Origin of the sequence: Aureispira sp. CCB-QB1, from assembly GCF_000724545.1 — a bacterium.
Classification (GTDB): domain Bacteria; phylum Bacteroidota; class Bacteroidia; order Chitinophagales; family Saprospiraceae; genus Aureispira.
Map to the genome: position 1 here is coordinate 1 of NZ_JHBV01000006.1, position 25,418 is coordinate 25,418.

Here is a 25,418-nt window from a genome sequence, read left to right on the forward strand (position 1 = left end):
CCTTTTGATAACCAGTATTATTTAAAATTTAATGTAAATTAATCACTTTTTTGTTTGCATATATACACAGTTCATCACGAATTAATTTGTACGGCTAAAAAATAGCATTTTCCAATTTCTCATAAAACCAATTCGTGATAATGTCTATTGTAAAAGCTATTTTTGCTGTTAGAACTTATCTAACAGCAAAAAATAGGCTGTTTGTCTAAGAATAAGACTTAAGTTTGCCAGATCCTGTAATACTTTGTTGAATAGAGGGGGCACCTTTATAGTACAAACTACCACTTCCAGATAAATGTACTTCGATTTTTTTTGTGGCATTAACTTTAGCACTTCCAGAACCCGTAATTTGTGTGCTGTTCGTGTTTGTTTTTAATTGAGAGAGTTGGCATTTGCCAGATCCTGTTAGATAAATATTAGAATGTGCAGCACTACCGATGACTTTGATGTCTCCACTACCTACAATTCTTGCTTCCAAATCATTTTTGATATAGACTTCTTGAGACGTTTTAATATCTCCTGAGCCACTGATTTGTAATTTTAAGTTCTCAAGGTTCGAAAAGCTAGAAATGGTTAAATCTCCAGAGCCAACTACTTCTCCAAACTTTAGTTGCGGAATGATAATTTTTGCTTTAAGGTTTAACTTAGGGTAATTACCTTTTTTCATTCCTAAAAATAGAACTCCTTTTTTGACGGTAACCTCTAGATTTTTAAAGAACTCTTCAGAACCAGTTATGGTCACCTTTTGTTGTTGACCATATTCAACAGAAACATCAAAAGAGCTTTTTAAAGAGATGCCATGGAAGGAGGCTAAATCGAAGTCTTTACTTATTTGAGGCCCCAACTCTTCATTAGAAGTATTGCCATTGCTCGTAAAGAATGATAATAAACAAATAGAAAACATAAAGAATCCCTTTTTCATAATAATTGGAAATTTAAAAACTCTATTTTAAAGTCTAACAGTCTTTTTGTCTTGATTGTTGCTAGACAGCTACTTAACTATTATAAACAGTTTCAAGTTTTAGTTGAGAATGATGATTTAAAGTAGAAAAATCGAGTTCTAAATGGTTAATATAATAATTGGATAAATGATTTAAAAGTTTTTGCTTAGTTGCAATATTAGAAAGTTGGCGAATGTGAGGAACAAACATTTCTAATATACAAAATTGTAATAAATTACTTTGACGATCTAAGTAGGGGAGTAATGCTTTTACTTCTTTAAAAAAGGAGGTAGTATCTTTTTCGACCCAATATTTTAAAGCTTGTATAGCTTGTTGATAGCCTAATAGGGGACAAGTAGACTAGTTAGTTGCCAAAGAGGAGAAAACATTAAGGTGATAACTTTTTCTATATATAGTTGTTCAGATCTCACAATAGTTAGCTGCGCTGCTACTACGTGGTCGTTGGAAAACTTTATTAGTTTAGCTGCGCTGCTACTTCGTGGTACTTCATGAGTGCTGCGCAGTTGATAATCAGCAAGTTGTGCCTTTGTTGCGTTTTGTGTTAAAATTTTGATTATCAAATTAATATAAATTTGCTTTTTTGTCTTTTTGGTAAAAAAGTAAAAAAGCAACGGACTACTAATCTCAATAAACGTAATGAAACGTCAGATGTTGCATAACTAACAAAGTCAATCTTTCCTTTAGGTAATATATCTGGAGAAATACTTTCTAATAAACCTTTACTTAGGTGTTCGATGAGCAACTGTTTCGATCTCTAGGATATAGAATTAAAGCAATTTCCTTTAGTTTGCCCCTTGTCCAATTATGTTTGAATATAGAATTAATTGAATAAGTTAACTGGTGAATGTACTTTTGCAGGTTTTCTCAAAAAATAAGCAAAAGTGCAACATAAAAGCCCTGAAAATTGTATATTATATCAAGTTGGATAAGTATATCAACCTATATAAAAGAGTTTTTCATGAGCCAATATAATGGTTATTTTCTTACTACCAACGAATTGAGAGCAAGTGCAATACTTATAGCAGTAAGTATTGTTACTTGCTTTTTTTATTTGTTTTCTGAAAACCAAGAGTTGTTTTTGGCGCCCTAAAGCTCCAATTGATACAGTTAGTCACGGAATTTAATAATTATAATTAAACAAGAATTAATAGAAGGAGAAGGATGTTATAAGGCATAAAAAAAGATACCTAACATCCCTGAGATGAATTATCGGTATCTCTATATTTTTTGAGTTTTGTGGTGTATTAACAAGAAAGCTAATAAATAATTTTTGTACTATTTTTATCATTCGTCAACTTATTGACTGCATCACATTCACAAAGTATGATTGTAGCTAATAAGTTAGGTTATTATGTTATTATACTTAATGTTAATTTTTAGAAAAGGTTACACTATTGATGAGAGCAATTTTTGATAGGTAACCCTTTCTTCTAATAAATATAGAAGATCTTTTAGAATAGAACAACAACAAAAAAATACATTTATCAGATAAAAAGCATAGTTTTGTTGTTTTTAAAGTGTTGTTTTGTAGGGTTTTAAGTATTTTTTTTCTCAAAAAAAAGAGACCTATTAATTATTGGCTAATAATTAAACCATCTTTGAGACGAATGGTGCGTTTGGTTTTTGCTGCAATATCTTCTTCATGGGTAACCAATAGTAAAGTTTTACCTTCATCATTGAAGGTTTTGAATAAATCCATGACGTCATAAGAGGTTGTTGTATCTAAGGCTCCTGTTGGTTCATCGGCTAAAATAATTTTGGGTTTAGAAATCAAAGCTCGCGCGATAGCAACACGTTGTTTTTGTCCTCCAGACATTTCATTAGGATGATGGTCTGCCCATTCTTTTAAACCAACTTTATCTAAAAATTCAATAGCTTTTTTATGGCGTTCTTTTCGAGGAACTTTTTGATAGTAAAGCGGCAAGGCAACGTTTTCGGCAGCTGTCTTAAACGGCAATAAATTAAATGATTGAAAGACAAAACCAATAAGTTGGTTTCTATACAAAGCTGCCTGTTTTTGAGAAAGATTTTTTATTAAAATACCATCTAAATGGTATTCTCCAATTGTATAATCATCTAAAATACCCATTATGTTTAACAACGTAGATTTGCCAGAACCCGAAGACCCCATGATAGAGACAAATTCACCTTGATCAATAAATAAATCAATTCCTTTGAGAACCTCAATAGAGTTTTGACCAATGGTATACGATTTACGGATATTTTTTAATGAAAGCATTCGATAAGATTACAGATAAAACTACTTCGTTTGTTTTAATAATAAAAAAGATCTTTTGGTTTGATTATTAGAGTTTTGTGTATTGTGAAATAAGGCTTGCCGCTCTATTGATAATCCAACAAATAGAATTATTTAACGAAGTAATGGAAATAAATGAGATAGTTTGAATTTGTTGCAGCAATTTCAATACCAATTTGAAGGACAAATATACTATACGAAATTTAGAATTCGCAATTCAAAGAATAGAATAAATTGTGAAACTTATTTTAAAATATGCTTAAGCGTACGATTCGACTTTTAAGAAATATTTGGAGTGTTTTTATTTCGTTGTTTAATTTGTGCTGAATAGATTGTGTATTAGCTTTATTTCCAGTCGATTATTTGACCTCTGTTTTTTGATAACATATGGGTTGGAATGGTTGCAATAATTTGTTGTTCCAAAAGTTCTAAGAGCTTTATCTTAGCATAATTACGAATGTAAACCAAGCTAACTTCTCTAAGAGGAACAGGGGCTTGAAGCGATCGCACATTTTGACCACTGTTAAGAGTGGCGAGTTCAGGCAAAAGTGTAAAGCCGCCTTCTTTATCAACCAAGCGTTGCAGAGCTTCTAAAGAACCACCTTCGTACTGAAAAGGTAAGTTGTTATTAAAACCTCCTTGTTGTTGCAACGCACACAAATTGACAACTTGATTCCTAAAACAATGCCCTTGGCTGAGCATCCACATATTTCCTTTGTTTAATAGGCTAGGAGCGATGCGTCCATTTTTAGAAAAATGATGTTCTGGATGAACATACAACTGAATTTCTTCATAAAATAGTGGTCGTTCTTTGATCGCATCTTCTTTGAGTGGCGTAATCATTAGACCAACATCCAATAAATCATTTTGCAAGTCTTCTATAATCTGTTTACTTGTTCGTTCTTTTATTAATAAGTTGATCTTGGGATATTTTCTAGTAAAATTTCCAACAAAAAAGGGGAGTAAATAAGGAGCAATCGTAGGCAATACACCAATACGTAATTGTCCCGAAATGTCATTTTGAAAATCAGCAATAATTTGCTCTAGTCGCTGATGTTCTCTTAGTACAACTCGTGCTTGTTGAATAATTTTTTCTCCAATATCGGTAGGAAGGATGGGTTGTTTACTACGGTCAAATATTAAAACCCCCAATAATTCTTCAGCCTTTTTTATTTGGGCACTTAAGGTAGGTTGTGTAACGAAACATTTTTTCGCAGCAAGCCCAAAGTGGCGCTCTCGGTCAACCGCAACAATATATTCTAGCTGTGTTATCGTAGGCATTGTATCGTTCTTATTTGCACTTGTTTAAATTAATATAAGTAAGTGGACAGAAAAAAGTATAGTTAAAAATGTAATTGTTTTTAGTGCTGTTCAAAGAAAAAAATTGAAGTTTTAGCGGGCTAAAACGAGATTTTTTGATGAAGAACAGTGCAAAAAGAATTCTATTTTGCCTATAAATTTTTATGAACGATTACTTAGTTTCAATAGTTTGTTAGTCATTTTATGAACACTTATTTTTTGTATTGCTCTAAAGGTGTATTGGAAATCCAAAAAGTTATCAATCAATCAGATTTAGTACACTTGCAATAGATGAAATTGCCCAAAGAATATCTTTAAAGCATGATAAGTGCCATCGACGGATAGTGAGCAAACTATTATTGTTTCACAGTCTTTAGATTTTCAAAAATCGCTGTTTCTAAACAAAAAATTTTAAGTAAAGAAGAACAAATAAGATATCGAAAATGGCAGTAAAATTTTTGAATTCCTTTTGGACTAAAGTCATGAAGCTAATCAACGAACAATAGCGACGCCCCTCCCCAAAAACTAGGCTAAGCAAGGAAAAAACAATTTGGCAAATTTTCTAAACAACTGTTAATATTATTTTAACCGTAGATCTAATTTCCTGTTCAATGATTATGGAAATAAATTGAAAAAAAGTACAAAAAGATGAGAATGAGGACCTATACTAGGTTCAAATAATCTTATTTTTTCAAAATGGTAAAGAAGGGATAGTAAGTGCTGAGAGGGAAAAAACAAAAAACCATTAAGAAATCATTTGTTTCTTAATGGTTTAAACTATCATTACTGCGTTGAAATCACGAAGTACCAGTGAACCGAGCTATGCGAGCTCACGACCGTAGGGAGTAACAAAGCTAACTAAAAGCACAGCGCTCACGAAGTACCACGCAGTAGCAGCGAAGCTAATCAACGGAGTATTAAACTATAAAATAACTGCTTAAAAAAGCAAGGGTTATTCTGCTATTTTGGCAATTTGCTCTTCTAACTCTTCTTCATCGCCAGGCTTGTATCCTGTGTGCATGTATACAATATGTCCATTTTCGTCCAATAATAACGTATAAGGACAAGAATTGAATCCTAGAGCTTGATAAGCGCTGTTATCAGGATTACAAAGAATATCATATTCCCAACCTTTAGTATCTACAACACCTTTTACTTTAGGCTTAGTACGTGAGTTGTCCATACTTACAGCAATAAATTCAATATCATAATCATCTTTCCAAGCTTCCAAATAGTCATTATTAATATTATCTAATTCTTCTTTACAAGGCTTGCACCATGTAGCCCAGAAATTAACGACTGTAATCTTTCCTTTTTTAGCAACATAATCTTTTAATTTAACTTTCTGACCACTCATAGTTTCCATCGTTAAAGATGCAGGCAAACTTTTTTGAGCAAAGGTAGAAGTTGAAGCAACTAATAACAATAGTAAGCTAGCTAGTAAGAATTTTGAAAATTTCATAATTTAAGATATTGTTTGTAGTAAGAGTATTTATGAATTAATAACAGTAGCTCTTAATTCAATTGCTGTGCCAAGTTAAGAAATAAAATTAAATTCTTTGTTCTTTAGTTATTGAAGAATGAAAATATCTTCATATTTTGAATTGCACAAGTTTTATTTTTAAGTATGTAATTTTTAGAAAAGCTTGATTCCTTATGCCTATTTTTGCAAAAGAGATAAGAAAATCACTTACCTTGTATCTCGCTAGATGGAAATCTATCATCCATATTATCTTTTTAAATTTTGGACTAAAAAAAATACCATGTTGTCTACATAACATATCGAGAAGCCAAGAACCACTCCACAATAATCCATCAAAAAAATATCAGATGCTTCGTTGTGTTTATCAAAATTGTCATTAGTACAATTAAAGGACTACTAAGTTTTGAGAAATAGTTTTAAAATCCAATTGACAAAGAAATAATGGATTTTGTAAAATGAAAAATAACCTAATAACAACCAATATTAACCGTATTATCCTTTACCAAACTAATCTCTTGGTGCCAACACTGGTATCTGAAGAGGTATAGTACCAAAATGCAAAAATTTCAAATTATGAGGCTTAGAATGATTCAAATGGGGCTATTAATGCTTTGTTTTTTTATAAACAAGGTTAATGCTCAAAATGATGGTAATCAAAATAAATTTGGAACACTAACAGGTGATTTTGAAACTCAGAACAGTTTTTTTATAAGAGATTCTATTATTGGTGCAGCCAATACACCACAATATGATCGACAAAAATTCGGAACCAATAACTGGCTTACATTAAATTATAATGTTATGGGGTTTGATATTGGAATTCGATTTGATGCTTACTATAATTCTAACCTAATCGATCCACTGGATTCGTATTCTGCGTTGGGTTTGGGGCGTTGGCATATTCGAAAAGAAATCTTTGGTTTGGACATTACAGCAGGGTATTTTTATGACCAAATTGGTAATGGAACCATCTTTAGAGCTTACAACGAGCGTTATTTGCCGATTGACAACGCCTTGGTAGGTGCCCGTTTGATCTATAAAATTAATGATAATTGGCAAGCCAAGGCATTTGTTGGGCAGCAAAAGAAAGTAGAAAAACAACTTAACTTATTTGAGAATTATCAACCTATTATAGCTGGAGCTGCTATAGATGGCTATATTCCAATCGGAAAAGAAGATAACCAAGTGATTTTAACACCTGGGGCAGGCGCAGTTCGTCGTACATTGGACGATGCTAGCATGAATCAAATTGCAACAGATATTAGCTCGTATGCATCAGAGGATGTTTTTGTACCTAAGTATACGACATATGCTTTTTCAGTGTACAATAATTTGACTTGGAAAGGTTTTAGTTGGTACATAGAAGGAGCTTACAAAACAGCAGAGGCCGTAAATGCATTGAACCCCAAGGGGATTTTAGAAAATAAGGACGGTACTAATATTTTTACTACCTTATCTTACTCCATGAAAGGATTCTCTATTTTAGGGCAATACAAACGTACGGATCATTTTATTTTCCGTACTTCGCCGCTACAAACTTTGAACCGTGGTTTAATTGCTTTCTTGCCTCCAATGGCTCGCCAAAATACTTACCGCCTTTCTTCTCGTTACAATGCTGCGACACAAGATGTGGGAGAACAAGCAGGGCAATTGGATGTTACTGTTGTTCCAATTCCTAAGAAATTGACCTTGAATCTAAATTTATCCAACATATATACTTTGGAACCGATTGAGGGCAAAACGGGAGATGAAGCTTACTTGTTGTATCGTGAGGTGAACTTAAATGGTTTGATTAAGCTAAATAAGAAAATGAAACTAATTACTGGCTTCCAGTTTCAACAGTATAACCAAGAGCGTTACGAACAAAAGCCAGGTGTCCCAATTGTTACTACTTATGTACCTTATGCAGAATTTAGAATGCGCATGAAAAAACGTAAATCTTTGCGTGTGGAATTGTCTTATATGCATACAGAAGAAGATTATGGTTCTTGGGCGTTCGCTTTGTTTGAATTTAATGTAAAAGATTTCTCATTTTGGGCATCTGCTATGATTAACACGGTACCGAAGAAATATGATAATATAGAAGTGTTTTATGAATTTGGAGCTAACTATACACACAAGAGCAACAAATTTGAGTTAGGCTACAAGCGTCAAGTAGAAGGGATTGTTTGTACAGGAGGTGTTTGCCGTTATCAACCTGCATTTAATGGTGTTCAACTTAATGTAGTATCTTCTTTCTAAAAGTAGTTCAACATTGATGCTTTTTATTTATAAACGCTTATTTATAGCGCATTAAAACTCAAGAATAGTAATGGAAGGGGTGAGTAGGTTAATTTAATCTATTCACTCTTTTTATTTAGACCAAGACAACAAGAATAAAAGAAAGCAAACAGTACTTTTATGTCAATTTTAATTATATTTAAAGTCCTCATTGTATAGTAATACTCAATAATATATTAAGTAGCCTCTATTTTACATAGGTTGTATTATTAATTGAAATCACATTAAAACTATTTTAAAATGAGAACGGCTTTACTTTTACTTATCGTATCACTTTTTGCATTTCACTCTTCGGCACAAACAGCCGTGCAATATCATGGAGCATTGTCTGTTGTTGGATCTCAAATTGTCAATCAGCATGGTCAAGCGGTTAGCTTTGCAGGAGCAAGTCTATTTTGGAGCAATAATAATTGGGGGGGAGAGGCATTTTATAATGCTTCAACAGTTAATTGGCTAAAGGATGATTGGAATATTGAAATTGTCCGAGCGGCAATGGGAGTAGAGGATAGTGGAGGTTATATTAGCGATTCTACTAGTAACAAAGCAAAGGTAAAAACGGTTGTGAATGCAGCTATTAATGAAGGGGTGTATGTAATCATTGATTGGCATTCACATCATGCTGAAAATTATCAAACAGAGGCAATTGAATTTTTTGAAGAAATGGCAACTTTGTATGGGCAATATGATAACGTTATTTATGAAATTTATAACGAACCACTACAAGTATCTTGGGATAATGTAATCAAACCTTACGCAAATGCAGTCATTGCAGCAATAAGAGCAATTGATAGTACAAATTTAATTATTGTAGGAACACCTACTTGGTCGCAAGATGTAGACGTGGCGGCTATGAATCCCATAACTGGTTATACAAACATCGCTTACACCTTACACTTTTATGCTGCGACACACGGACAATGGCTTCGAAATAAGGCAACAGCAGCATTGAATAATGGGATTGCTTTGATGGTAACAGAGTGGGGGACAGTTAGTGCCAATGGCAATGGAGCCGTAGATTCGGTCTCAACTGCAGATTGGATGAATTTTCTTTGTAACAATCATTTGAGTCATTGTAACTGGGCTGTGAATGACAAGGTAGAGGGGGCTTCTGCTTTGGTTAATGGAGCTAGTACATTAGGGAATTGGTCATCAAATGACTTAACCCCTTCGGGAACTTTGGTCAGAAAAATTGTTCAAGATTGGAATTTGAATTGCAACGATACAGTCATGCTTTCAACTTCTCCAATACCATCAACTGCTTCTGTACTATCGGTAGAACCTTTTCCTAATCCAGTTCGGGCGTCTAATTTGATGGAGTTGCGAATAAACAATTCAATGCCTCAAAGTATAGAAGTTCAATGGTGCACTAGTTGGGGAGCAATTCTCTCCAAGGAAGTACGACAGGTTTCTGAAGGAATTTCTAATCTGAAAATACATACTCCAACAGTTGCTGCAGGTATCTATTTTTTGATTATAGCAACAAAAGAGGGGAGGTCTGTCCAAAAAATATCTGTCCAATAACGAATAATCGCTAATACTTCGATTATAAAAATATAAAAAGCTTTTTTAGAATAGTAGTATCGTTAGCTACAATTCTAAAAGAGCTTTTCTTTTTGGGTAGATAGTTCTATTTGTTATAACTTAGGTTTTATGTTGTGTCGCTAACCAAGCCATAAGCCCAACACCAACTTCCAAAGAACGTTCATCAATATCAAAATTGGGTGTGTGCAAGCCTGTGCCATTAGGATTCTGAACACCTAAGCGATAAAAACAGGCTGGAATTTGCTGCGAGTAAAACGCAAAGTCTTCACCTCCCATTCTTGCGGGCAAGTCAATGACATTCTCAGCACCTAAATAAGCCTCCATTTGCTGACGAGTAAGCTGCGTTAAGTGTTCATTGTTTTTTAGGAAAGGGTAACCTTTTAAGATTTCAAAATTACAAGTTCCCCCCATACTTTCACAAATCAATTGAGCAGACTTTCTCAATCGCTCGTGAGCTGCTGCTCTCCAAGTTTCATCAAACGTTCGTAAGGTGCCTAAAATCTTTACTTCGTCAGGAATAATGTTGGTAGCACCACCTTCAGAGAAAATTTTGCCAAAAGTCAATACCGTAGGCATTAATGGGTCTGCATTTCGACTGACGAGTTGTTGTAGTTGGACAATTAATTGAGCTGCCATTAGAATGGTATCCACACATTGATGCGGTCGAGCTCCATGCCCGCCTTTGCCTCTGATAGTAACGTGGATTTCGTCGGCAGAAGCCATAAACAAACCTGCTTTGACCCCAATCTTTCCAACCTCTAAAAGTGGTTCTACGTGTTGTCCTAAGATAGCAGTAGGAGAAGGATTGTGCAGGACTCCTTCTTTAATCAAAACAGAAGCTCCTCCAGGTAATTGTTCCTCGCCAGGTTGAAAAATTAGCTTAATGGTGCCTTCCCATTCTTCTTTTAGTTCTTGCAAAATCTGAGCAGCTCCCAACAAACAGGTTGTATGAACATCATGCCCACAGGCATGCATGATGCCATCGTGCTGAGATTTGTAATTAACAGCATTTATTTCTTGAATCGGAAGGGCATCCATGTCGGCTCTTAACGCAAGTGTTTTGGAACTTGGGTTTTTGCCTTTGATGATACCAATGACCCCTGTTGTTGCCATAATTTGAGTTTCAATTCCCCAAGCTTCTAATTTTTCTTTTACAAATTGACAAGTTTGGTGTTCTTTGAACGACAATTCTGGATATTGGTGTAGGTGTCTACGGATAGAAATGTGTTGGTTTAAATATTTTTTTGCGAGTTGTTGAACTTTTTTTTTGAGCATCTGGTTATTACTATTGCTTGCTAATTAAAGGACTATGAAAAAATAGAATTACAAGGATAAATCTTTTTGAAGAAAAAGTGATTTTTTTTTCTTGAAAATTTTTGAATTCTAAATATTCGAACTATATTTGCATCGCACTTGGAGGGATGGGTGAGTGGCTGAAACCACCAGTTTGCTAAACTGACGTACTCTTAACGGGGTACCGCGGGTTCGAATCCCGCTCTCTCCGCCACTTTTGAACTGCTTTTTAGTTCAAAAAACTAAATTGATTATCGGGGTTTGGCGCAGTCCGGTTAGCGCACCTGCTTTGGGAGCAGGGGGCCGCAGGTTCGAATCCTGCAACCCCGACTTTATGCGTAGATTCTTAGGTCAAGAATTTACGCATTTTTTTTCAACAATTTAGTTTTATATACTGTTTGTCTTTTTTATTAATAAAGATGAAACATAATAATATCGGGGTTTGGCGCAGTCCGGTTAGCGCACCTGCTTTGGGAGCAGGGGGCCGCAGGTTCGAATCCTGCAACCCCGACACTTAATTTGTAAAAAAAAATATTAAAATGCAATTTACTGTTTATCAGTAAATTGCATTTTTTGTTTTTAGATGTTTTGTAGTCAAGCTGCAACTATAAAAAACGATTAAGTAATATTTTTTTATCGCAAAAATTACTGAGAGGAGTTTTGTTTTATTTATGGCGGTTTTTGCTCTTCCCATAACCCTAAATTATACTTTTTTATCTGCAACCTTGCTGGATTATTTGGATAACTAGAACTTCTTTAGAAAAGATTAAGACAAATTTTCATATAAAGTAATTTTTTCTATAAATTCATTACTGAGTAGTACTTCGTGGAACCGCTAGCACACCTCTAACTATTGTTATTTTTAACCTCCAAATTACTCCAATGATAACCTCTCTGTTTCGCTTTATTGTTCGAATCGCCATTCGCATTTTTTTTCGAAAGATAACGGTTACCAATTTAGACGTTCTACCTAAAGAGGGACCCATGATTGTTGCAGCCAATCACCCCAGTACTTTTATGGATGCTTCTGTTATTGGCAGCTTTTTGCATCAAAAACCTCGTTTTTTGGTCAAAGCTTCTTTGTTTAACACTGCTTTTAATAAATGGCTATTGACGAACATGCGGGCAATACCTGTACAGCGGGCACAAGATAGCCCAGATGGTCAAGTAGATACCAGTTTTTTATTTTCTAAATGTTTTGAACGGTTGGCAGCGGGCGATACCATTTTGATTTTTCCAGAAGGAGTAAGTAAACATGGGCGGCAATTGCACAAAATAAAAACAGGTGCAGCAAGAATTGCATTGGGGGCCGAAGCTGCAAAGGAGTTTAATTTAGGGGTAAAAATAGTAACCATTGGACTCAACTATTCTAATCCACGGCTTTTTCGAAGCGATTTGTATTTGACCATCAAGGAGCCTATTGATGTGCGTGCTTGGAAAGAACTTTATAACAAAGACGAACGAGCTGCTGCTGCTGCTTTAACTCAAAAAATTAAAAATCAATTGCACGAACAGATTATTACAACGCAAGATGCAGAGGAAGATAATTTGCTAGAACAGATTGAAGATGTCTACAAAGGGCGATTGTTAGAAAAGTTTGGTTGGGATAAGAAAAATGCTGAAGCTAATTTTCAAGCAACCAAAGGAATGGAGGAAGCACTGCGTTATTTCAAAGAAACAGATGCCAATCGTGTTGCCCAATTAAAAAATAAACTAGAAAGCTATTTTCACAATCTAAATCAGTTGTGTTTAAATGATGATTTATTTGAGCATAGTCATGAGCGGCGATCTTTTTTAGTTGCAGGTTTAAAGCATAGTATGTATCTAATATTGGGATTTCCAGTTTGGTTATATGGACTCATCAACAACTATTTACCCTATACCTTGCCCTCTAGGTGTGCTTATCTAATAACCAAAGATGAAGAATACATTGCGCCCATTATGATGTTTATAGGGATTCTTACATTTCCTCTTTTTTATACCCTACAAGTTTGGGGGATACAAAAATATATGGGCATAGAATGGCTTACTTTTGTATACGCTTTGTCGTTGCCTTTGACGGGCTTTTTTACCTTGGCATATTGGCAAGATGTACAAAATACTAACGATCAATGGACGTTATTTTCAAAGTTCTACAACAAAAGTGATTTGGTCGCAGGGATCATCCAGCAACGTAGTGATATTGTACAAGTCTTGGATCAAGCAAAGCAGGAATATTTGTTGATTTTGGAAATGGAGGAGGATGCGTGAGATAGGGTTCTTCAATGGCTTTAGCAGTGAAACAAACGAAGTTCATGAAATAAATAGTACAGAATAGCTTCTTGCATAATTTAAAAAATAATTAGAACGCTTGTTGCAGAGATGTTGTACGAGTGTGAAATTTTGTTTATTTCTTATTATGAAAAAATGAAAACACCACAAGAAATACAAGGATTTGAATCTCAAATTGATGCTGTTATTTTGCAGAGAGGAAGGAATTATTATGAGAATGGAAATATAATAGAAGTAACAGAATTAACGACAGACACCTTTGAGGCCGTTGTTGCAGGTTCTTATAATTATAAAGTAACCGTTGAATTGGTTGGAGACGAAATTATAGATTATACTTGTGATTGTCCTTATGATATGGGACCAATTTGCAAGCATATTGTAGCGACGTTGTCTTATCTGAAGGAAATGAAAGGACTGGAGGTAATCGAGGAGGAGATAGAGAAGCCAAGCCCCGAAATTTCAAAAGAGAAACCCAAAAAGCCCAAAAAAAAGAGAAAGACCGCCCAAGAAAAAATAGAGCATTTATTGAAAGAAGTGTCTGAGGATGATTTAAAGGCATTTGTCTTAAAACGAGCACTGGAGGACAGCCATTTTAGGCGTTTGTTAGAGCTGTCTTTTGTTCTCCAAAAGGATCAATTGTCTGCGTCTTTTTATAAAAAGCAAATCAAGGTAATTTTAACCGCCGCCAAAGATAGAGCAGGCTTTATTGATTGGAGAGCGGTTAGAAGTGTTCATAAGCCAATTGTGCAAATTTTGAACAAAGGACATGAGCAACTGGAACAACAGCATTTTTACAATGCTTTTTTGATAGGAAAAGCTGTTTTGGAAGAGATGATAGCGGCATTGAATTTTGCGGATGATAGCGATGGAGGTATTGGAAATCTTGTTTATATGGCATCCGATCTTTTGAGGGAGCTTAGCAAAGTAAGATTGCCCCAAAAAACACGGAAGGCATTTTTTGATTATAGCTTGAAAGCGTTTGATAAGGAAAAATTCTGGGGATGGGACTGGCATTGGGATGTGTTAGAGTTTGCTGCTGAATTATTTGAAAGTGCAAAAGAGGCAGAGCAATTGATGTTGGTCATTGATAAAAAGAATTATAAAGATTATCATTTGGAGATGATTCAAAAAATCAAATATGAGTTAATTGAAAAAATAGAGGGCGTTGAACAAGCCAATGCTTACTTGGAACAACATATACAAAATTCTAGATTAAGAACAATAGCTTTGGAAAAGGCTTTTGGGCAAGAAGATTATCAACGGGTGATTGAGTTGGCAAAAAATGGCATTGAGCAAGACGAACGTAGTAAACCAGGCTTAGCAAACGGATGGAGGAAATGGCTTTTGAAGACAGCGCAAGCTCAAGAGGATAGGGAGGCAATCATAACCTATGCTCGATATTTCTTCTTAGATCGTGCTAGCTCTCAAGAGGAATCTTATCAATTATTAAAACAAAACATTTCTGTGGATGATTGGTCGGTTTTTGTAGAAAACTTAATTACTGACGTAATGTCTTTGCGTAGTTGGTATAAAAGAGAATGCTTGGAATATATCTATATAGAAGAAAAACGCTGGGCAAGTTTGTTAGAACTATTAAAAACGGAGCGTAGCTTTGATTTATTAAAGCGGTATGAGCCTTACTTGAAAAAGGTATATCCCAAGGACCTAGTAGCTTTGTATGAACAAGAAATTGTGGATTATTCCCAATATAATGTAGGGAGAGGAAGCTATCAAGTTCTCTGTCAAAATATTCGTAGAATTCAAAAATTAGGAGCGGCAGCTAAGGCGGCGGAACTGATTGGTTATTTGCGCATGACTTATCCCCAACGCCCTGCTTTGTTGGATGAACTGAATAAGCTACCAAATTAAGTCGAAAAGATTTGTAACAACGAAAAAACTCGCTCTCAAATTGAGGCGAGTTTCTATTTTTAAAAAAAAAAGATTACTTTTTCTTAGCTTTCTTTTTCTTCTTATTTTTTCCTTTTTTAGTGCTTTTCTTTTTAGCGTTCACTTTAGCCGATTTTTGAGCTAATTTTTTCTTAGCTTTTTTCTTTTTGTCCTTCTTTTTAGCGGCTTGCTTTTTGCTAATTTTCTTGCTTCCTTTTTTTAACTCTTTCTTCTTTTCTTTCTTTTTAGCATCGCTTTTTGCAGTGCCTTTTTTATCTGTTTTTGCCATAATATAAGCTTAAATTTTTGAGTAAATAAGAGATTATTAAATAACCATTGAGAATATCAATTAAGATAGTAAAAAATTTACAATTGGTTAATGTTAGATGCGAATATATTGTTTTATTGTAAATTCAATGTAAATTTAATGTTAAGTAATTAATAAATGATTAAAAATAATTAAGGCTTATTTTTACATTACTTCGAGAGTACCACATCGTAGCAGCATCATGGCTAACTACTATTTTAATAACTAAATTCAGAAATAGTCTTGAGATATTCTCAAGACTATTTCTCAAATAGAGCATCATGAAATATACATTCGTTTTTTGTTTATTGATAAGTTTGGTCGCTTGTAATATTCCTATGATTTCTACTTACGAAGGCGGAGCGGTAGGCGAATTCAAATTATCAGAAAAAGACAAAGAGGATTTGAAGCATCATCGGACAATAAGTTTAAGAATTAAAGGGCAAGCAGAAGAATTGGAATTATTAAAACAGTTGTCCTCTAAAAAAATTAGCAGTTTGTCCTTAAGTTATTCGGAGTCGTTTAGCTTGGATACATCTGCCTTAGAATACCTTAATTTTACAACACCAGTAGCTGTTTATTGGGGAACTGGGGTATATGGAAAAACAGATTCCATATTTGATAAGGCTTTGATGAAACGCATTAGTCCCCATGATTTATCGGTGCATTATAATTTTGAAAGCAGGCATTTAACAGATTTACTGATTCAAATGTTGCCTTCGTATAAAAAATTGACGGCTTTGTGGTTGAGTAATTTTAACTCCTTCGCCTTTCCTGAGACACATCCTCAGCAAGGAGTATTGGAGACGGTACTAGATGCTTTGTTGGTGGAGAAAAAGCTAAAAAGCTGGCGCTTGGGAATAGAAGGGCTGGATTCGATTCCATATAGAATCGGAGCACTGAAGCAATTAGAATTGTTGGATCTTTCTCATGGTGCTTTTGAAAGCTTACCCAGTAGTTTGGGACAATTGACAAAATTGACAAGTTTGATTATTCAGAGAAACAGCAATTTAACACAACTACCTGAAAGCATTGGAAACCTAAGAAAACTAGATCAATTATACCTTAGTGAAAATCAATTAAAAAACCTACCATCGAGTATAGGGAAACTAAAAAAGTTGCACACATTGTATTTATATAACAATCAATTAGAAGAAATTGGAGCTTTTATTGGTGAGCTAACAAAATTAGAAGATTTGAGGCTAAGTCATAACCAATTGAAAACACTACCAGAAGAAATTAAAAATTTGAAAAACTTGATTGAATTACACTTGTCGGACAACCCCATCTCTAAAGCAGAACAGGAACGAATAAAGAGCTTGTTGCCAAATACTACGATTTATTTTTAAAGGAAGTTTGAAACTTTTTTGTATAAAGTTTCGTGTAATATGACTTTATTTAGTAGTTTTCTCAAGATAGCATTGAATTGAAGATTGTAAGGATTAAACACAAATAATGTCAGAAGAACACAAAAAACAGCTGGAGCAACAGCTTTGGAATATTGCCAATACCCTAAGAGGGAAAATGAATGCGGATGAATTTAGAGACTATATCTTAGGCTTTATTTTTTACAAATACCTATCTGAAAAAATGCACTTGTACGCCAATCGTTTGTTGGCAGGGGAGGACATCGAAGAATATACACAGATAGACGAAGCTTCCGCAGAAGGACAGTGCCCCTTTAAGTGTGTAAGTCCAAACAGGAGGCTTAACGCTTTGAATAAAGTTACAATTTAATTCTATCTTCAAAGAGAATAAAGAACTGATTAAGGATAATGCCCCAATCTCTGATGGGTATTGTCCATTTTTTTGTAATTTCCCTAATAGATAAATAGATGGATTTTTTTAAGGCATCTTCTGTAGGAAATGACATTTTATTCTTGGTGTATTTTCTGATTTTTCCATTCAAATTCTCCACAATATTTGTCGTATAGATAATTCTTCTAATTTCGGCAGGAAACTCAAAAAATGTTGTCAAATTCTCCCAGTTTGACCGCCAGGATTGAACGGCATAAGGATATTTATTGCCCCAATTTTTGTCCAAATCCTCTAATGCCAAAGCAGCTGCTTCAATATTTGGAGCCGTATAGATGAATTTCATATCCTTACAAAAGGCTTTACGTTCCTTTCAAACTACAAACTTTGCACAATTTCGGATTTGGTGCACCACACATATTTGCTTATTCGCTTGAGGAAAAACTTCTGCAATTGCTTGAGTAAAGCCTTTTAAGTTATCTGTAGAGGTAATTAAAATATCTTCTAAACCTCTAGTCTTCATATCTGTTAATATATTTAACCAATAGGCAGCACTTTCATTTTCTCCTAACCATAGACCTAAAACCTCTTTATGACCATCTAAGCGAAGCCCCAAGGCTATATACATCGTTTTCTTAACCACCTTAGAACTCTCTCTAACCTTGAAGACGATTCCATCCATCCACACAATTAAATAAGTAGATTTCAAGGGGCGATTTTGCCAGCTAACTCGATCCTTCGTTACTTTGTCTGTTATTTTAGATATAGTCGTACTCTATATGCTGAAATCATATAGTTCTTAGAGCAGGCTAGCAATGTCTGTATTACTCATTCCTTTCGCATATAAAGAAATCACGAGTTCTTCTATTCCTTTGCTATACTGTGAGCGTTTAGGCACTATAATAGGCTCAAAACTCCCTGCTCTATCTCTAGGAACTTCTATTTCTTGTGCCCCATAGCTGGTTTTTATTGTCTTTTTTGTCTTGCCATTTCGAGCATTAGGATTATCGCTTTTCTCGTGTTTTGAGCATGGATGGGAAAGGTCGTTGTATAGATAATGTATTTATTGAGCGGTTCTGGTGGTCGGTTAAATATGAAAATGCTTATATTTATGAGTACAAAGATGGAAAAGCACTTTATCTAGGTTTGGAGAAGTACTTCCAATACTATAATTTTGAACGTAGACATGCTGGCATAGACCATCATTTGCCAAGCAACCGATATTTTTCTTCCAAAAACACCCCTCTTTTTTATGAGGGCGATTTGCAAGAAAAATATCTACAGAATATTCATTACAAATCAGCTTAAACTGGTCCTAAGGATAGGGTGCACCGCAAACATACTTAACTGATAGACCTTTATTTAGGATTAATACAAGCTCGTTTATTTTTGGAGGTCAAACTAAAAATATCATGAGTGTAATACAAATTAGAGGACCATTATAAAACTAAACGATATGAAATATACAGTCCTAATTGTTGTCACTTTTTGTTTTTTTTCTTGTATGAGAACTATTAATAATCCAGTAAAGACAAAAAGGAATGAACCTCCAAAATGGCAAATACGTTTTTTGCAAGGGTTTAGTAATGATGAAATAACCTGTGAAGTTAATGGAAAAAAGATTTTTGATAAAGTGAAATTAAAAACGGAAGGTGGTGAGGATACATTTGCTTATATAAAATTTTTTAAATCAGATAAGAATATAGAAATTTCAAATTCATATCATTCTTATGTAAATTCTAATCTTGTTTTAAATGAAACTTTTGACATTTGTGTAAAAGTTAACCAATACGATACTTGTTTTTCATTAAACACAAGAGCAAATGTCTTTTTTGGAATTGGTTTAGATGACGAAAAGAAACCTTATTTAGAAGGAGCACCCTTTGTTCAAAGTTATGAATGAAGCATAAAGAGGTAAGGTGTTCCTCCGCAGAAGCCAACAGACTAGAACCACGCCAGTAGTTATAAAAAACTACCACTGCGCTAGTCGCTATGTTCTGTCATGGTTCTAGGTTTGGAATGTTAGGTGTTTATACTATTTTATATCAGGGAATTTAGAAGATTTAAATTCTGTTGTAGTTGACAATTTAATTAAATTAATATCGATACCTCCGTTTGCCATATAATGGACATCATATACTTTAAAAATATACCCAATACCATCTATATTTAAAATGATTTTATCATTTTGAGTTGGTATTGACATGAGTTCGATTTCTTTTTAAAATCGAAAATGTCTTTTTTCTAAATCAAACTCCATTAATCATACTTTCATAACAATTATTTCTATTAAGTTATACTATAATCTAAAAATCTCCACCACAGTTACATTCTACAATGTAGTCTTTTTTGTAAAAATTCATAAAGGAAGCAACAGATATTAATGCTTTGTCATATTTGAAATTTAATGACTTTTTTATTAGCCCCTCATACCTTAGCATATTATTATCCTCCTGTTTTGTATGAATTATATCATCTCTAAACTCTTTTAAATTCCAAATCATACTATTAGCTGATGTAGAGTTCTTAAAGAAATTTTTTCCTGTAATATCTTCGAGTACTTTTGAAATCTTTGTTTTAAAGTCTAATGAGACCTGAATTTGTTGTTTGTTATAAAGTTCTGTTCTTTTTTTCGATGAAACTTTATAAATATAATTATCAGGTAGCATCTGATTTATAAATGACTCTATTGAAGTAAAAAGAAATATTGTAAATCCACTTGTTTTGCCATAATAGTCATAAATTTCATTAATGGCAGTTTCATTTAAAAATGTGCTAAAATTGATTTTTTCAATAAGTTTTTTCCTTGCTTCTTTGATTCCCTTAATATATGATTGAGCACTATGAAAATAAATAAGTGTAGGATCAGGTATTGGAAGTATTAAATTTTTTCCTTGAAACCTATGTAAACAACCTGCAATTACAATGTCTTCAGTTGTTTTTAAAAAAGTAATAATCTCATCTCTTTTTCTACTTATCTCCTTTGGGAGATTTTCTCCTAAATTCAATACTTTAGTGTTAGCTTCATTTTCTTTGAAGAAAGCCTTAGAATCCATTTGTAATAAGAATCTTTTCTTTATATGTTTCATTTTTTTGAGTTTAATTAGTGACTTTTAATGCAACATCTATAAAAATTAAAGTGCTAACAATAAAAATGAATGAAGATAACCTACTATTCCATGTTCTTGATTTATCAAAAAAAGTTTCATACAGTTTTGTTACGAATTCAATCAAAGTTTTTTCTTTTGTTTATTAAGAAGGTAATATTAATATGAAATATAACTAAAATATCTTACTCTTAAGTTCTCGTATCCTATCGTTTTTAACTCCAAAACTCTCCAAGTATCGTTGCGTAGTCTCCAACGACGAATGCCTAAAATGTTTCATCAAAGCCGCAGCATTGACCCCTTCCTCGATCATATCACGGGCGGCAGTATCTTTCCAACTATAAAAGGATTTATTTTCTATATCCGTCAAAAGATTGTATGTCGCCAATTGTTTTAAGACTATTCTATGTTTGTTGCAAATGGTATTCACACCACATCGAGCGGGAGCAGGCAGTAAGTCTTTGCCAAAAACAAAATACTCTAAAGGATATTTAGTAATTCTTACTTCTTTCAAAAAATCAATCAAATGATTAGGCATTGTAATACGAGCGAGGTTCTTGTTTTTGGTGCTTTCTCCGCTTAGGGTAATCATACCCGTTTTGACGTCTATATCTTCGATTTTAAGCCGTCTTAATTCAGCAGGGCGCAAAGCACAATAATAACAAAGCGAAATAGCCAATAAAAGCCCGTTATCTTTGTCTTTTAGAAAATTGCAAATAATACCCGTTTCAGCAGAACTGAAAACCCGTCTTTTCTTTTGGGGAACTTTTAGCCTTTTGATGCCTACAAATGGGTTGTTGTTGATATACCCACGATCTACTAAAACATAAAAAAGAGACTTCATGTTAATTAGGTAATTGTTTCGGGTAATGGGGGCAACCTTCTTTTTTAGCAGGACATAGTCTAAATATTGCAAGGCATCCAATTTGGTAAAATCTTCTAAATGACTGTCTATATTCCCCAATTCTTCCCAGTATTTTGTAAAGCGCTCTAATAAGCTACTGTAGTCTAAGATTGTTTTTTTTCTTGCTTCATGTTTTTTTAGCTCTAAAGCTATCTTTAATCCTTCAATTAATTTTATATCAATATTTGATTTGGTTTTGTTGTGTCACAAAATGTATTTTAAAATCACGATTGGGAATGTGTAAATACTATTCTAAAGGGGAAGGTTCGACACAGTTTGCACAGGCGTCACACTTTTATTTTGCTAGAACTGTGCTTTGTAGGGTGTTGGTTATTAGTTTTTATGCGAAAAAATCACAGAAGTACACTTTTTATGTTTCTTTTCTTGTAAAGTTTTAAAAAAATAAAAATGAAATTTTTTGTTTGTCACTTTTTAGGCTGTTTTTAAAATTGTAATTCTAAATAAAATCAATGCTTGGAATTGAATCCAAAATTTTATTAGAGTTATGAGAGGTGTATAAATAGCAAAAGGCGTAAATAATTGTTTTTCAATTACTTACGCCTTAAAAGATATAGGTGGAGAGTATCGGATATATCACACCTTTTATAATGAAAAGATAATCATACTATAACATATTAGATTTGACACTATAAGTCTATGTAGATGTCATAAGGGAAACCAATGGTTTTGTATTAAAAAGCTATTTTAGTGACATTTTTTTAAAGTATATATATAGTGTGTTTTTCAAAACCTGTTTTGCTGTAACATTTGTCACATATTTTAAATTGTAATATTTAAACTACGATAAATAAAGGATTACAGACAAAAAAAACGATGTGACAGGAAGCGTTACAGGGTGTTACACAGTGTTACATTTTTGGAGCCTAAATGTTACAAATGTTACAGGGTGTAACAGGGGTGTAACGCCCCATGTCACATTTTTAAAGTATTGATTTACAGTATAAAAAAGTGTTAAATGTTACAATGTTACAAATGTGACACTAAAACGGGGAGGCTCGAAAAAATACAGCGCAAAACAGCTTTTTGTATTTATATTCCATCCAATAACTCTTTGTTTGTGACATCAATGTACATTCCTCCCTTTATTGCCTTGAGGGGTTTAATATTATTAGGCTCATTCCCCAAGAAGCTTTCTAAATAATCCAAACGGGCTTTTAATTGCTCGTTTAGCTCTTTGGAATGCTCCTGTTTGTTTCTGTACAGCTCGATGACATACTCCAAATCTTTTACTTTTTCTTTTAGCTGCTTGATCTCCTGTTCTAACAGGAATTTTTCTATTCTATTATTTTGCACAATAGTAGGGTTTTATAAATGATTTAATCTATCTGGTCCCCTTTCGTGCTTCTAGTACTTGCTAAGCGGTTAATTCTTTTAACTTCTTAATTTGTTTGTCCTTTTCAGCTAGGTTCTTTTTTTGAAGTTGAACGGTATCTCTTAAGTCTTTGACAGATGCTTCTAGTATTTGTATCATCTTATCTCTTTGTCGGATGCGTTCTTCTAAATCTCCCGTTTCATCCAGTAACATATCGCCTTGACCTATTAAGAGCCAATTCATATTTAAGTTTGGATAATTCTCTTTTAGTGGGACTAAAATTTTAGAACTTGGCAAAGTCTCTCCTTTTATAGCTTTTAATAAAGAGGTTTGGGAAACTCCAATTTTAGTTCCTATTGCTGTTGGATTAGAATTAATGTTTTTTACAAAAATCTTAAGTCGTTGGTTTATAGACATTTGGAGGTGTTTTAAAAATAAAATGCGTAAAATAATCAGTTTTTTACTTCAAAAAGTTTGTTTTTTACAATCAAAAGATTTAGTTTTGTATAACAAGGTTGCACTTTAAGGCTCTAAAGTCTTACTTTAGGTTTTGAAAGTGTGGTTTTAAGTCATAAAAGTACGCTTTTTAAGTGTAAAAGTTTAAAGGGTAATCCCTTAGTTTGTCATTTTTTGGCTAAAAACACCATGATCTATAATTAGGCTTTAAGTTTTCTATATATACGGCAATGGCTTGGGAAGGAGCTTTTTGCCGTAACTGGGGGAAAAGGTAGGATGGTCTTTATGTAGTTTTCTACTGTCCTTTGTGGGGTTCGATTCCCCGCTCCCCTACTATTTTTTTACTAACAAATTTTTAATTATGTCTGATAAAAAAGTGAGTCTGTCAGCTACTGTATCTGCTAAGATAGACCCGTCATTGAAAGTGAATCTACTAAAGAGAGCTAGTGATTTAGGGGTAACTGTTTCTGAACTAGTATCAAATTGTATAGTTAGGGGGCTTTCAGGAGATTTACATAAATCGATTCAAAAAGAAAACGATTTACCCTTGAGACAGTTTTTTTCTTATCAACATCTCCCAAAAGATAAGCAAGAAGTATCAAAGAGATTTACAGAATTAGCTGATTATATTAGTGATGAGCTGCCAAGAAATCCCGAAACATTTGCTTGTATTCGGAAATTATTGGAGGCTAAAGATTGCGCAGTTCGTTCCTCTTTTATGAAATAATTTTTCTCCCTTATTTGCACGTAGGGCAAGTCCCTCGCTCTAAAAGCATTGTCCTACGTTTTTTTATTTTATTAATAATAATCAATAGACCTATGCAAAAGTTAAATACAGAAGATGAAGTCAAAGAATTAGAATTGAGACTACAAGAAAGCCTCATCGCAGATTTAAAAACATTCTTCGTCCATTCTAAACTAGAAAGGGGTAATTTGCATGAGTTGTTAGGTATATCAAAAACTAAACTGACGCATCTAAAAAAGAATCCTAGAAAAATAGGCACGTTGATACTAGCCAAAGAGATTGCAGAACGGACAGGCATACGTGCAAGCGTTCTTATTAATACGATAGGATTTGGAAAGGAAAATATTACGCTCCTAGAAATGGAGAATTTAATTTTTGAAGAGACTTTTATGGAGTCTAAAAGCGAATAACACACCGCCCGAATAGGGCACTACTTCACATATATTTTATTCAAAAAAGATAAAAGCCCCGTAAATACCATTTTACGACGTGGCACGGGACTTTTATTTCTAAAACCAACGTAAAGTTATGGAAAAAGTACCAAAAAAGCAAGACAAGGTCTTCCAGTTGCCCGACGAAAGGAAGGTGGTTTTTGTACCAACAGAGCCGAATGCTTCTGAGTGGGTACAACGGGATTATATAGAGCCTATTGAGCTGACCGAACAAGAACAGCTCAAAGCAGCGTCTTTAAAATATGATGCTGCCAAAGTACTAAAAGTAAAAATTGCTTTGGTAGAAGGGAAAACCCCTACCGAAATAGAAAAGCAAGATAAGGTCAGCCGATCATCTGTGCATAAGTACAAAAAAATCCTTTCCGAAAAACACATCGAAAAACTCAAAAAAGACAGGCAAAACACAAAAAAAGTCAAAAGTGTGTTTCCTATTTGGTTGATTCCCTGTTTTTTAAGTGCAGAAAACACAAATCCTCATTCTTGGGGCTTGTTGTTCCTTTTTTTCTTAATGATTTGGGTTTGGTTACAACAGGAATGGAAGAAACAAAAACAAGCACGAATCAAGCATCGAGAGAATACGGCAAAATTAAGAAGATTATTTCATCATGTTTTTGACTTGAGCTATCGGCAATACCCTATCGTTGTCGATTCAAAAAAGGAAGCCGACCACTGGCGCAAATTGCTAAAAGAGTATAACAATTCTGGACGAATGGTGCACCACCTAGAACGATTGTCAGGGCAAACCAATACTCAACATTGGGCACAAAAAGAAAAATTTGCATCCGATTACAAAAAGGCAAATGCTCACAGAATTAGAGAAGGAGAAGAACGAGCAGCCAAAGAGATGGAAAAATTAGAAAGTTTGGGCTTGTTGGATTATTTCTATTGGTCCCGAAAAGATTCAGATTTGTTCGAAACGTCTAGGGACTACTTATTCAAAACAGTAGCATTTTATGCTAAACATGAAACTGTACCAACAGAAGATAAAGCAAGAAGCAAAAGAATGTTTGATTTAATTCCTGAAGAACTAAAAAACTAAACGAAATGAACAACGAGACAAAAAACTTCGAATATAAAACGATTCT

The 25,418-nt window shown here is 33.9% G+C and carries 20 protein-coding genes, 3 tRNA genes and 3 pseudogenes; 14 read left to right on the forward strand and 12 right to left on the reverse strand.

Annotated elements, in window-relative coordinates; all coding sequences use genetic code 11:
• Positions 1 to 205 precede the first annotated feature (205 nt).
• From CG11_RS01985 to CG11_RS02005, 4 genes are all read right to left on the reverse strand, one after another.
• Positions 206 to 922, reverse strand: a complete 717-nt coding sequence (locus CG11_RS01985) for a head GIN domain-containing protein (protein WP_052592593.1) — start codon at positions 920 to 922, stop codon at positions 206 to 208.
• A 1,613-nt stretch (positions 923 to 2,535) separates the two neighbouring features.
• On the reverse strand, positions 2,536 to 3,201 hold the full coding sequence (locus CG11_RS01995; RefSeq protein ID WP_052592596.1) for an ABC transporter ATP-binding protein: 666 nt from the start codon (positions 3,199 to 3,201) through the stop codon (positions 2,536 to 2,538).
• A 363-nt stretch (positions 3,202 to 3,564) separates the two neighbouring features.
• A complete protein-coding gene (locus tag CG11_RS02000) occupies positions 3,565 to 4,500 on the reverse strand; it encodes a hydrogen peroxide-inducible genes activator (protein ID WP_052592598.1) in 936 nt (311 codons plus the stop codon).
• 970 nt (positions 4,501 to 5,470) lie between these two features.
• On the reverse strand, positions 5,471 to 5,980 hold the full coding sequence (locus tag CG11_RS02005; RefSeq protein ID WP_052592601.1) for a TlpA disulfide reductase family protein: 510 nt from the start codon (positions 5,978 to 5,980) through the stop codon (positions 5,471 to 5,473).
• 594 nt (positions 5,981 to 6,574) lie between these two features.
• On the opposite strand from CG11_RS02005, the gene CG11_RS02015 reads away from it, so the two are divergent.
• Complete coding sequence (locus tag CG11_RS02015; RefSeq protein WP_063832995.1) at positions 6,575 to 8,242, forward strand: DUF6029 family protein; 1,668 nt, start codon at positions 6,575 to 6,577, stop codon at positions 8,240 to 8,242.
• A 279-nt stretch (positions 8,243 to 8,521) separates the two neighbouring features.
• Positions 8,522 to 9,802, forward strand: coding sequence for a cellulase family glycosylhydrolase (locus tag CG11_RS02020; protein WP_063832994.1), 1,281 nt, complete (start codon positions 8,522 to 8,524; stop codon positions 9,800 to 9,802).
• Between the two features lie 120 nt (positions 9,803 to 9,922).
• Here CG11_RS02020 and CG11_RS02025 read toward each other — a convergent pair whose 3' ends face one another.
• Positions 9,923 to 11,098: a M20 family metallopeptidase gene (locus CG11_RS02025; RefSeq protein WP_052592609.1), complete on the reverse strand. Its 1,176-nt coding sequence runs from the start codon at positions 11,096 to 11,098 to the stop codon at positions 9,923 to 9,925.
• Between the two features lie 140 nt (positions 11,099 to 11,238).
• On the opposite strand from CG11_RS02025, the gene CG11_RS02030 reads away from it, so the two are divergent.
• The 5 genes from CG11_RS02030 to CG11_RS02050 all read left to right on the forward strand — a co-directional run bounded on the left by CG11_RS02030 (position 11,239) and on the right by CG11_RS02050 (position 15,256).
• Positions 11,239 to 11,330: transfer RNA gene (locus tag CG11_RS02030), tRNA-Ser, on the forward strand.
• Between the two features lie 41 nt (positions 11,331 to 11,371).
• Positions 11,372 to 11,446 (forward strand) — tRNA-Pro (locus CG11_RS02035).
• 106 nt (positions 11,447 to 11,552) lie between these two features.
• Positions 11,553 to 11,627: transfer RNA gene (locus CG11_RS02040), tRNA-Pro, on the forward strand.
• Between the two features lie 371 nt (positions 11,628 to 11,998).
• Positions 11,999 to 13,366, forward strand: a complete 1,368-nt coding sequence (locus CG11_RS02045) for a lysophospholipid acyltransferase family protein (RefSeq protein WP_052592612.1) — start codon at positions 11,999 to 12,001, stop codon at positions 13,364 to 13,366.
• Positions 13,367 to 13,522: 156 nt separating this feature from the next.
• Positions 13,523 to 15,256, forward strand: a complete 1,734-nt coding sequence (locus CG11_RS02050; RefSeq protein WP_197043763.1) for an SWIM zinc finger domain-containing protein — start codon at positions 13,523 to 13,525, stop codon at positions 15,254 to 15,256.
• 73 nt (positions 15,257 to 15,329) lie between these two features.
• On the opposite strand, the gene CG11_RS02055 is transcribed toward CG11_RS02050, so the two are convergent.
• The gene (locus CG11_RS02055) at positions 15,330 to 15,563 is read right to left on the reverse strand and encodes a hypothetical protein (protein WP_052592616.1); all 234 of its coding nucleotides are present in this window, start codon (positions 15,561 to 15,563) and stop codon (positions 15,330 to 15,332) included.
• Positions 15,564 to 15,862: 299 nt separating this feature from the next.
• Here CG11_RS02055 and CG11_RS02060 point away from each other — a divergent pair, with 299 nt between their 5' ends.
• Both CG11_RS02060 and CG11_RS02065 read left to right on the forward strand, forming a co-directional pair.
• Positions 15,863 to 16,930 (forward strand): leucine-rich repeat domain-containing protein, encoded by a 1,068-nt coding sequence (locus tag CG11_RS02060; protein WP_052592618.1) that lies wholly within the window; start codon positions 15,863 to 15,865, stop codon positions 16,928 to 16,930.
• Positions 16,931 to 17,036: 106 nt separating this feature from the next.
• Positions 17,037 to 17,255, forward strand: a pseudogene (locus CG11_RS02065) (type I restriction-modification system subunit M N-terminal domain-containing protein); the annotation flags it as partial.
• Positions 17,256 to 17,307: 52 nt separating this feature from the next.
• Here the strand turns inward: CG11_RS02065 and CG11_RS30795 are convergent.
• A pseudogene (locus CG11_RS30795) lies at positions 17,308 to 18,360 on the reverse strand (IS256 family transposase); the annotation flags it as partial.
• On the opposite strand from CG11_RS30795, the pseudogene CG11_RS02080 reads away from it, so the two are divergent.
• Positions 18,360 to 18,644 (forward strand): annotated as a pseudogene (locus CG11_RS02080) (integrase core domain-containing protein); the annotation flags it as partial. The pseudogenes CG11_RS30795 and CG11_RS02080 sit on opposite strands and share 1 nt — an antisense overlap.
• Positions 18,645 to 18,792: 148 nt before the next feature.
• Positions 18,793 to 19,239, forward strand: coding sequence for a hypothetical protein (locus tag CG11_RS02085; RefSeq protein ID WP_052592627.1), 447 nt, complete (start codon positions 18,793 to 18,795; stop codon positions 19,237 to 19,239).
• Between the two features lie 132 nt (positions 19,240 to 19,371).
• Here CG11_RS02085 and CG11_RS30035 read toward each other — a convergent pair whose 3' ends face one another.
• The 5 genes from CG11_RS30035 to CG11_RS02105 form a co-directional block, all read right to left on the reverse strand.
• The gene (locus tag CG11_RS30035) at positions 19,372 to 19,542 is read right to left on the reverse strand and encodes a hypothetical protein (protein WP_156039623.1); all 171 of its coding nucleotides are present in this window, start codon (positions 19,540 to 19,542) and stop codon (positions 19,372 to 19,374) included.
• Between the two features lie 100 nt (positions 19,543 to 19,642).
• The gene (locus CG11_RS02090) at positions 19,643 to 20,425 is read right to left on the reverse strand and encodes a hypothetical protein (protein ID WP_052592629.1); all 783 of its coding nucleotides are present in this window, start codon (positions 20,423 to 20,425) and stop codon (positions 19,643 to 19,645) included.
• Between the two features lie 193 nt (positions 20,426 to 20,618).
• Positions 20,619 to 21,530 (reverse strand): site-specific integrase, encoded by a 912-nt coding sequence (locus tag CG11_RS02095; protein WP_306385109.1) that lies wholly within the window; start codon positions 21,528 to 21,530, stop codon positions 20,619 to 20,621.
• Between the two features lie 867 nt (positions 21,531 to 22,397).
• Positions 22,398 to 22,661: a hypothetical protein gene (locus CG11_RS02100; RefSeq protein ID WP_052592632.1), complete on the reverse strand. Its 264-nt coding sequence runs from the start codon at positions 22,659 to 22,661 to the stop codon at positions 22,398 to 22,400.
• Between the two features lie 61 nt (positions 22,662 to 22,722).
• Positions 22,723 to 23,097: a hypothetical protein gene (locus CG11_RS02105; RefSeq protein ID WP_052592634.1), complete on the reverse strand. Its 375-nt coding sequence runs from the start codon at positions 23,095 to 23,097 to the stop codon at positions 22,723 to 22,725.
• A 400-nt stretch (positions 23,098 to 23,497) separates the two neighbouring features.
• On the opposite strand from CG11_RS02105, the gene CG11_RS30345 reads away from it, so the two are divergent.
• The 3 genes from CG11_RS30345 to CG11_RS02120 all read left to right on the forward strand — a co-directional run bounded on the left by CG11_RS30345 (position 23,498) and on the right by CG11_RS02120 (position 25,372).
• The gene (locus tag CG11_RS30345) at positions 23,498 to 23,863 is read left to right on the forward strand and encodes a hypothetical protein (RefSeq protein WP_197043764.1); all 366 of its coding nucleotides are present in this window, start codon (positions 23,498 to 23,500) and stop codon (positions 23,861 to 23,863) included.
• 92 nt (positions 23,864 to 23,955) lie between these two features.
• On the forward strand, positions 23,956 to 24,291 hold the full coding sequence (locus CG11_RS02115; protein ID WP_052592636.1) for a hypothetical protein: 336 nt from the start codon (positions 23,956 to 23,958) through the stop codon (positions 24,289 to 24,291).
• A 118-nt stretch (positions 24,292 to 24,409) separates the two neighbouring features.
• A complete protein-coding gene (locus tag CG11_RS02120; protein WP_052592638.1) occupies positions 24,410 to 25,372 on the forward strand; it encodes a hypothetical protein in 963 nt (320 codons plus the stop codon).
• The last annotated feature ends 46 nt before the right edge of the window (positions 25,373 to 25,418 follow it).

Bases quoted from the DNA above. Each gene is read 5' to 3' on its own strand.
- CG11_RS02085 (WP_052592627.1), top strand. From the start codon at position 18,793: ATGAAATATACAGTCCTAATTGTTGTCACTTTTTGTTTTTTTTCTTGT.
- CG11_RS30035 (WP_156039623.1), bottom strand. From the start codon at position 19,542: ATGTCAATACCAACTCAAAATGATAAAATCATTTTAAATATAGATGGT.
- CG11_RS30345 (WP_197043764.1), top strand. From the start codon at position 23,498: ATGTCTGATAAAAAAGTGAGTCTGTCAGCTACTGTATCTGCTAAGATA.
- CG11_RS02005 (WP_052592601.1), bottom strand. From the start codon at position 5,980: ATGAAATTTTCAAAATTCTTACTAGCTAGCTTACTATTGTTATTAGTT.
- CG11_RS02105 (WP_052592634.1), bottom strand. From the start codon at position 23,097: ATGTCTATAAACCAACGACTTAAGATTTTTGTAAAAAACATTAATTCT.
- CG11_RS02060 (WP_052592618.1), top strand. From the start codon at position 15,863: ATGAAATATACATTCGTTTTTTGTTTATTGATAAGTTTGGTCGCTTGT.
- CG11_RS02055 (WP_052592616.1), bottom strand. From the start codon at position 15,563: ATGGCAAAAACAGATAAAAAAGGCACTGCAAAAAGCGATGCTAAAAAG.
- CG11_RS02015 (WP_063832995.1), top strand. From the start codon at position 6,575: ATGAGGCTTAGAATGATTCAAATGGGGCTATTAATGCTTTGTTTTTTT.
- CG11_RS02090 (WP_052592629.1), bottom strand. From the start codon at position 20,425: ATGAAACATATAAAGAAAAGATTCTTATTACAAATGGATTCTAAGGCT.
- CG11_RS02000 (WP_052592598.1), bottom strand. From the start codon at position 4,500: ATGCCTACGATAACACAGCTAGAATATATTGTTGCGGTTGACCGAGAG.
- CG11_RS02045 (WP_052592612.1), top strand. From the start codon at position 11,999: ATGATAACCTCTCTGTTTCGCTTTATTGTTCGAATCGCCATTCGCATT.
- CG11_RS02020 (WP_063832994.1), top strand. From the start codon at position 8,522: ATGAGAACGGCTTTACTTTTACTTATCGTATCACTTTTTGCATTTCAC.
- CG11_RS02050 (WP_197043763.1), top strand. From the start codon at position 13,523: ATGAAAACACCACAAGAAATACAAGGATTTGAATCTCAAATTGATGCT.
- CG11_RS02115 (WP_052592636.1), top strand. From the start codon at position 23,956: ATGCAAAAGTTAAATACAGAAGATGAAGTCAAAGAATTAGAATTGAGA.
- CG11_RS01995 (WP_052592596.1), bottom strand. From the start codon at position 3,201: ATGCTTTCATTAAAAAATATCCGTAAATCGTATACCATTGGTCAAAAC.
- CG11_RS01985 (WP_052592593.1), bottom strand. From the start codon at position 922: ATGAAAAAGGGATTCTTTATGTTTTCTATTTGTTTATTATCATTCTTT.
- CG11_RS02025 (WP_052592609.1), bottom strand. From the start codon at position 11,098: ATGCTCAAAAAAAAAGTTCAACAACTCGCAAAAAAATATTTAAACCAA.
- CG11_RS02120 (WP_052592638.1), top strand. From the start codon at position 24,410: ATGGAAAAAGTACCAAAAAAGCAAGACAAGGTCTTCCAGTTGCCCGAC.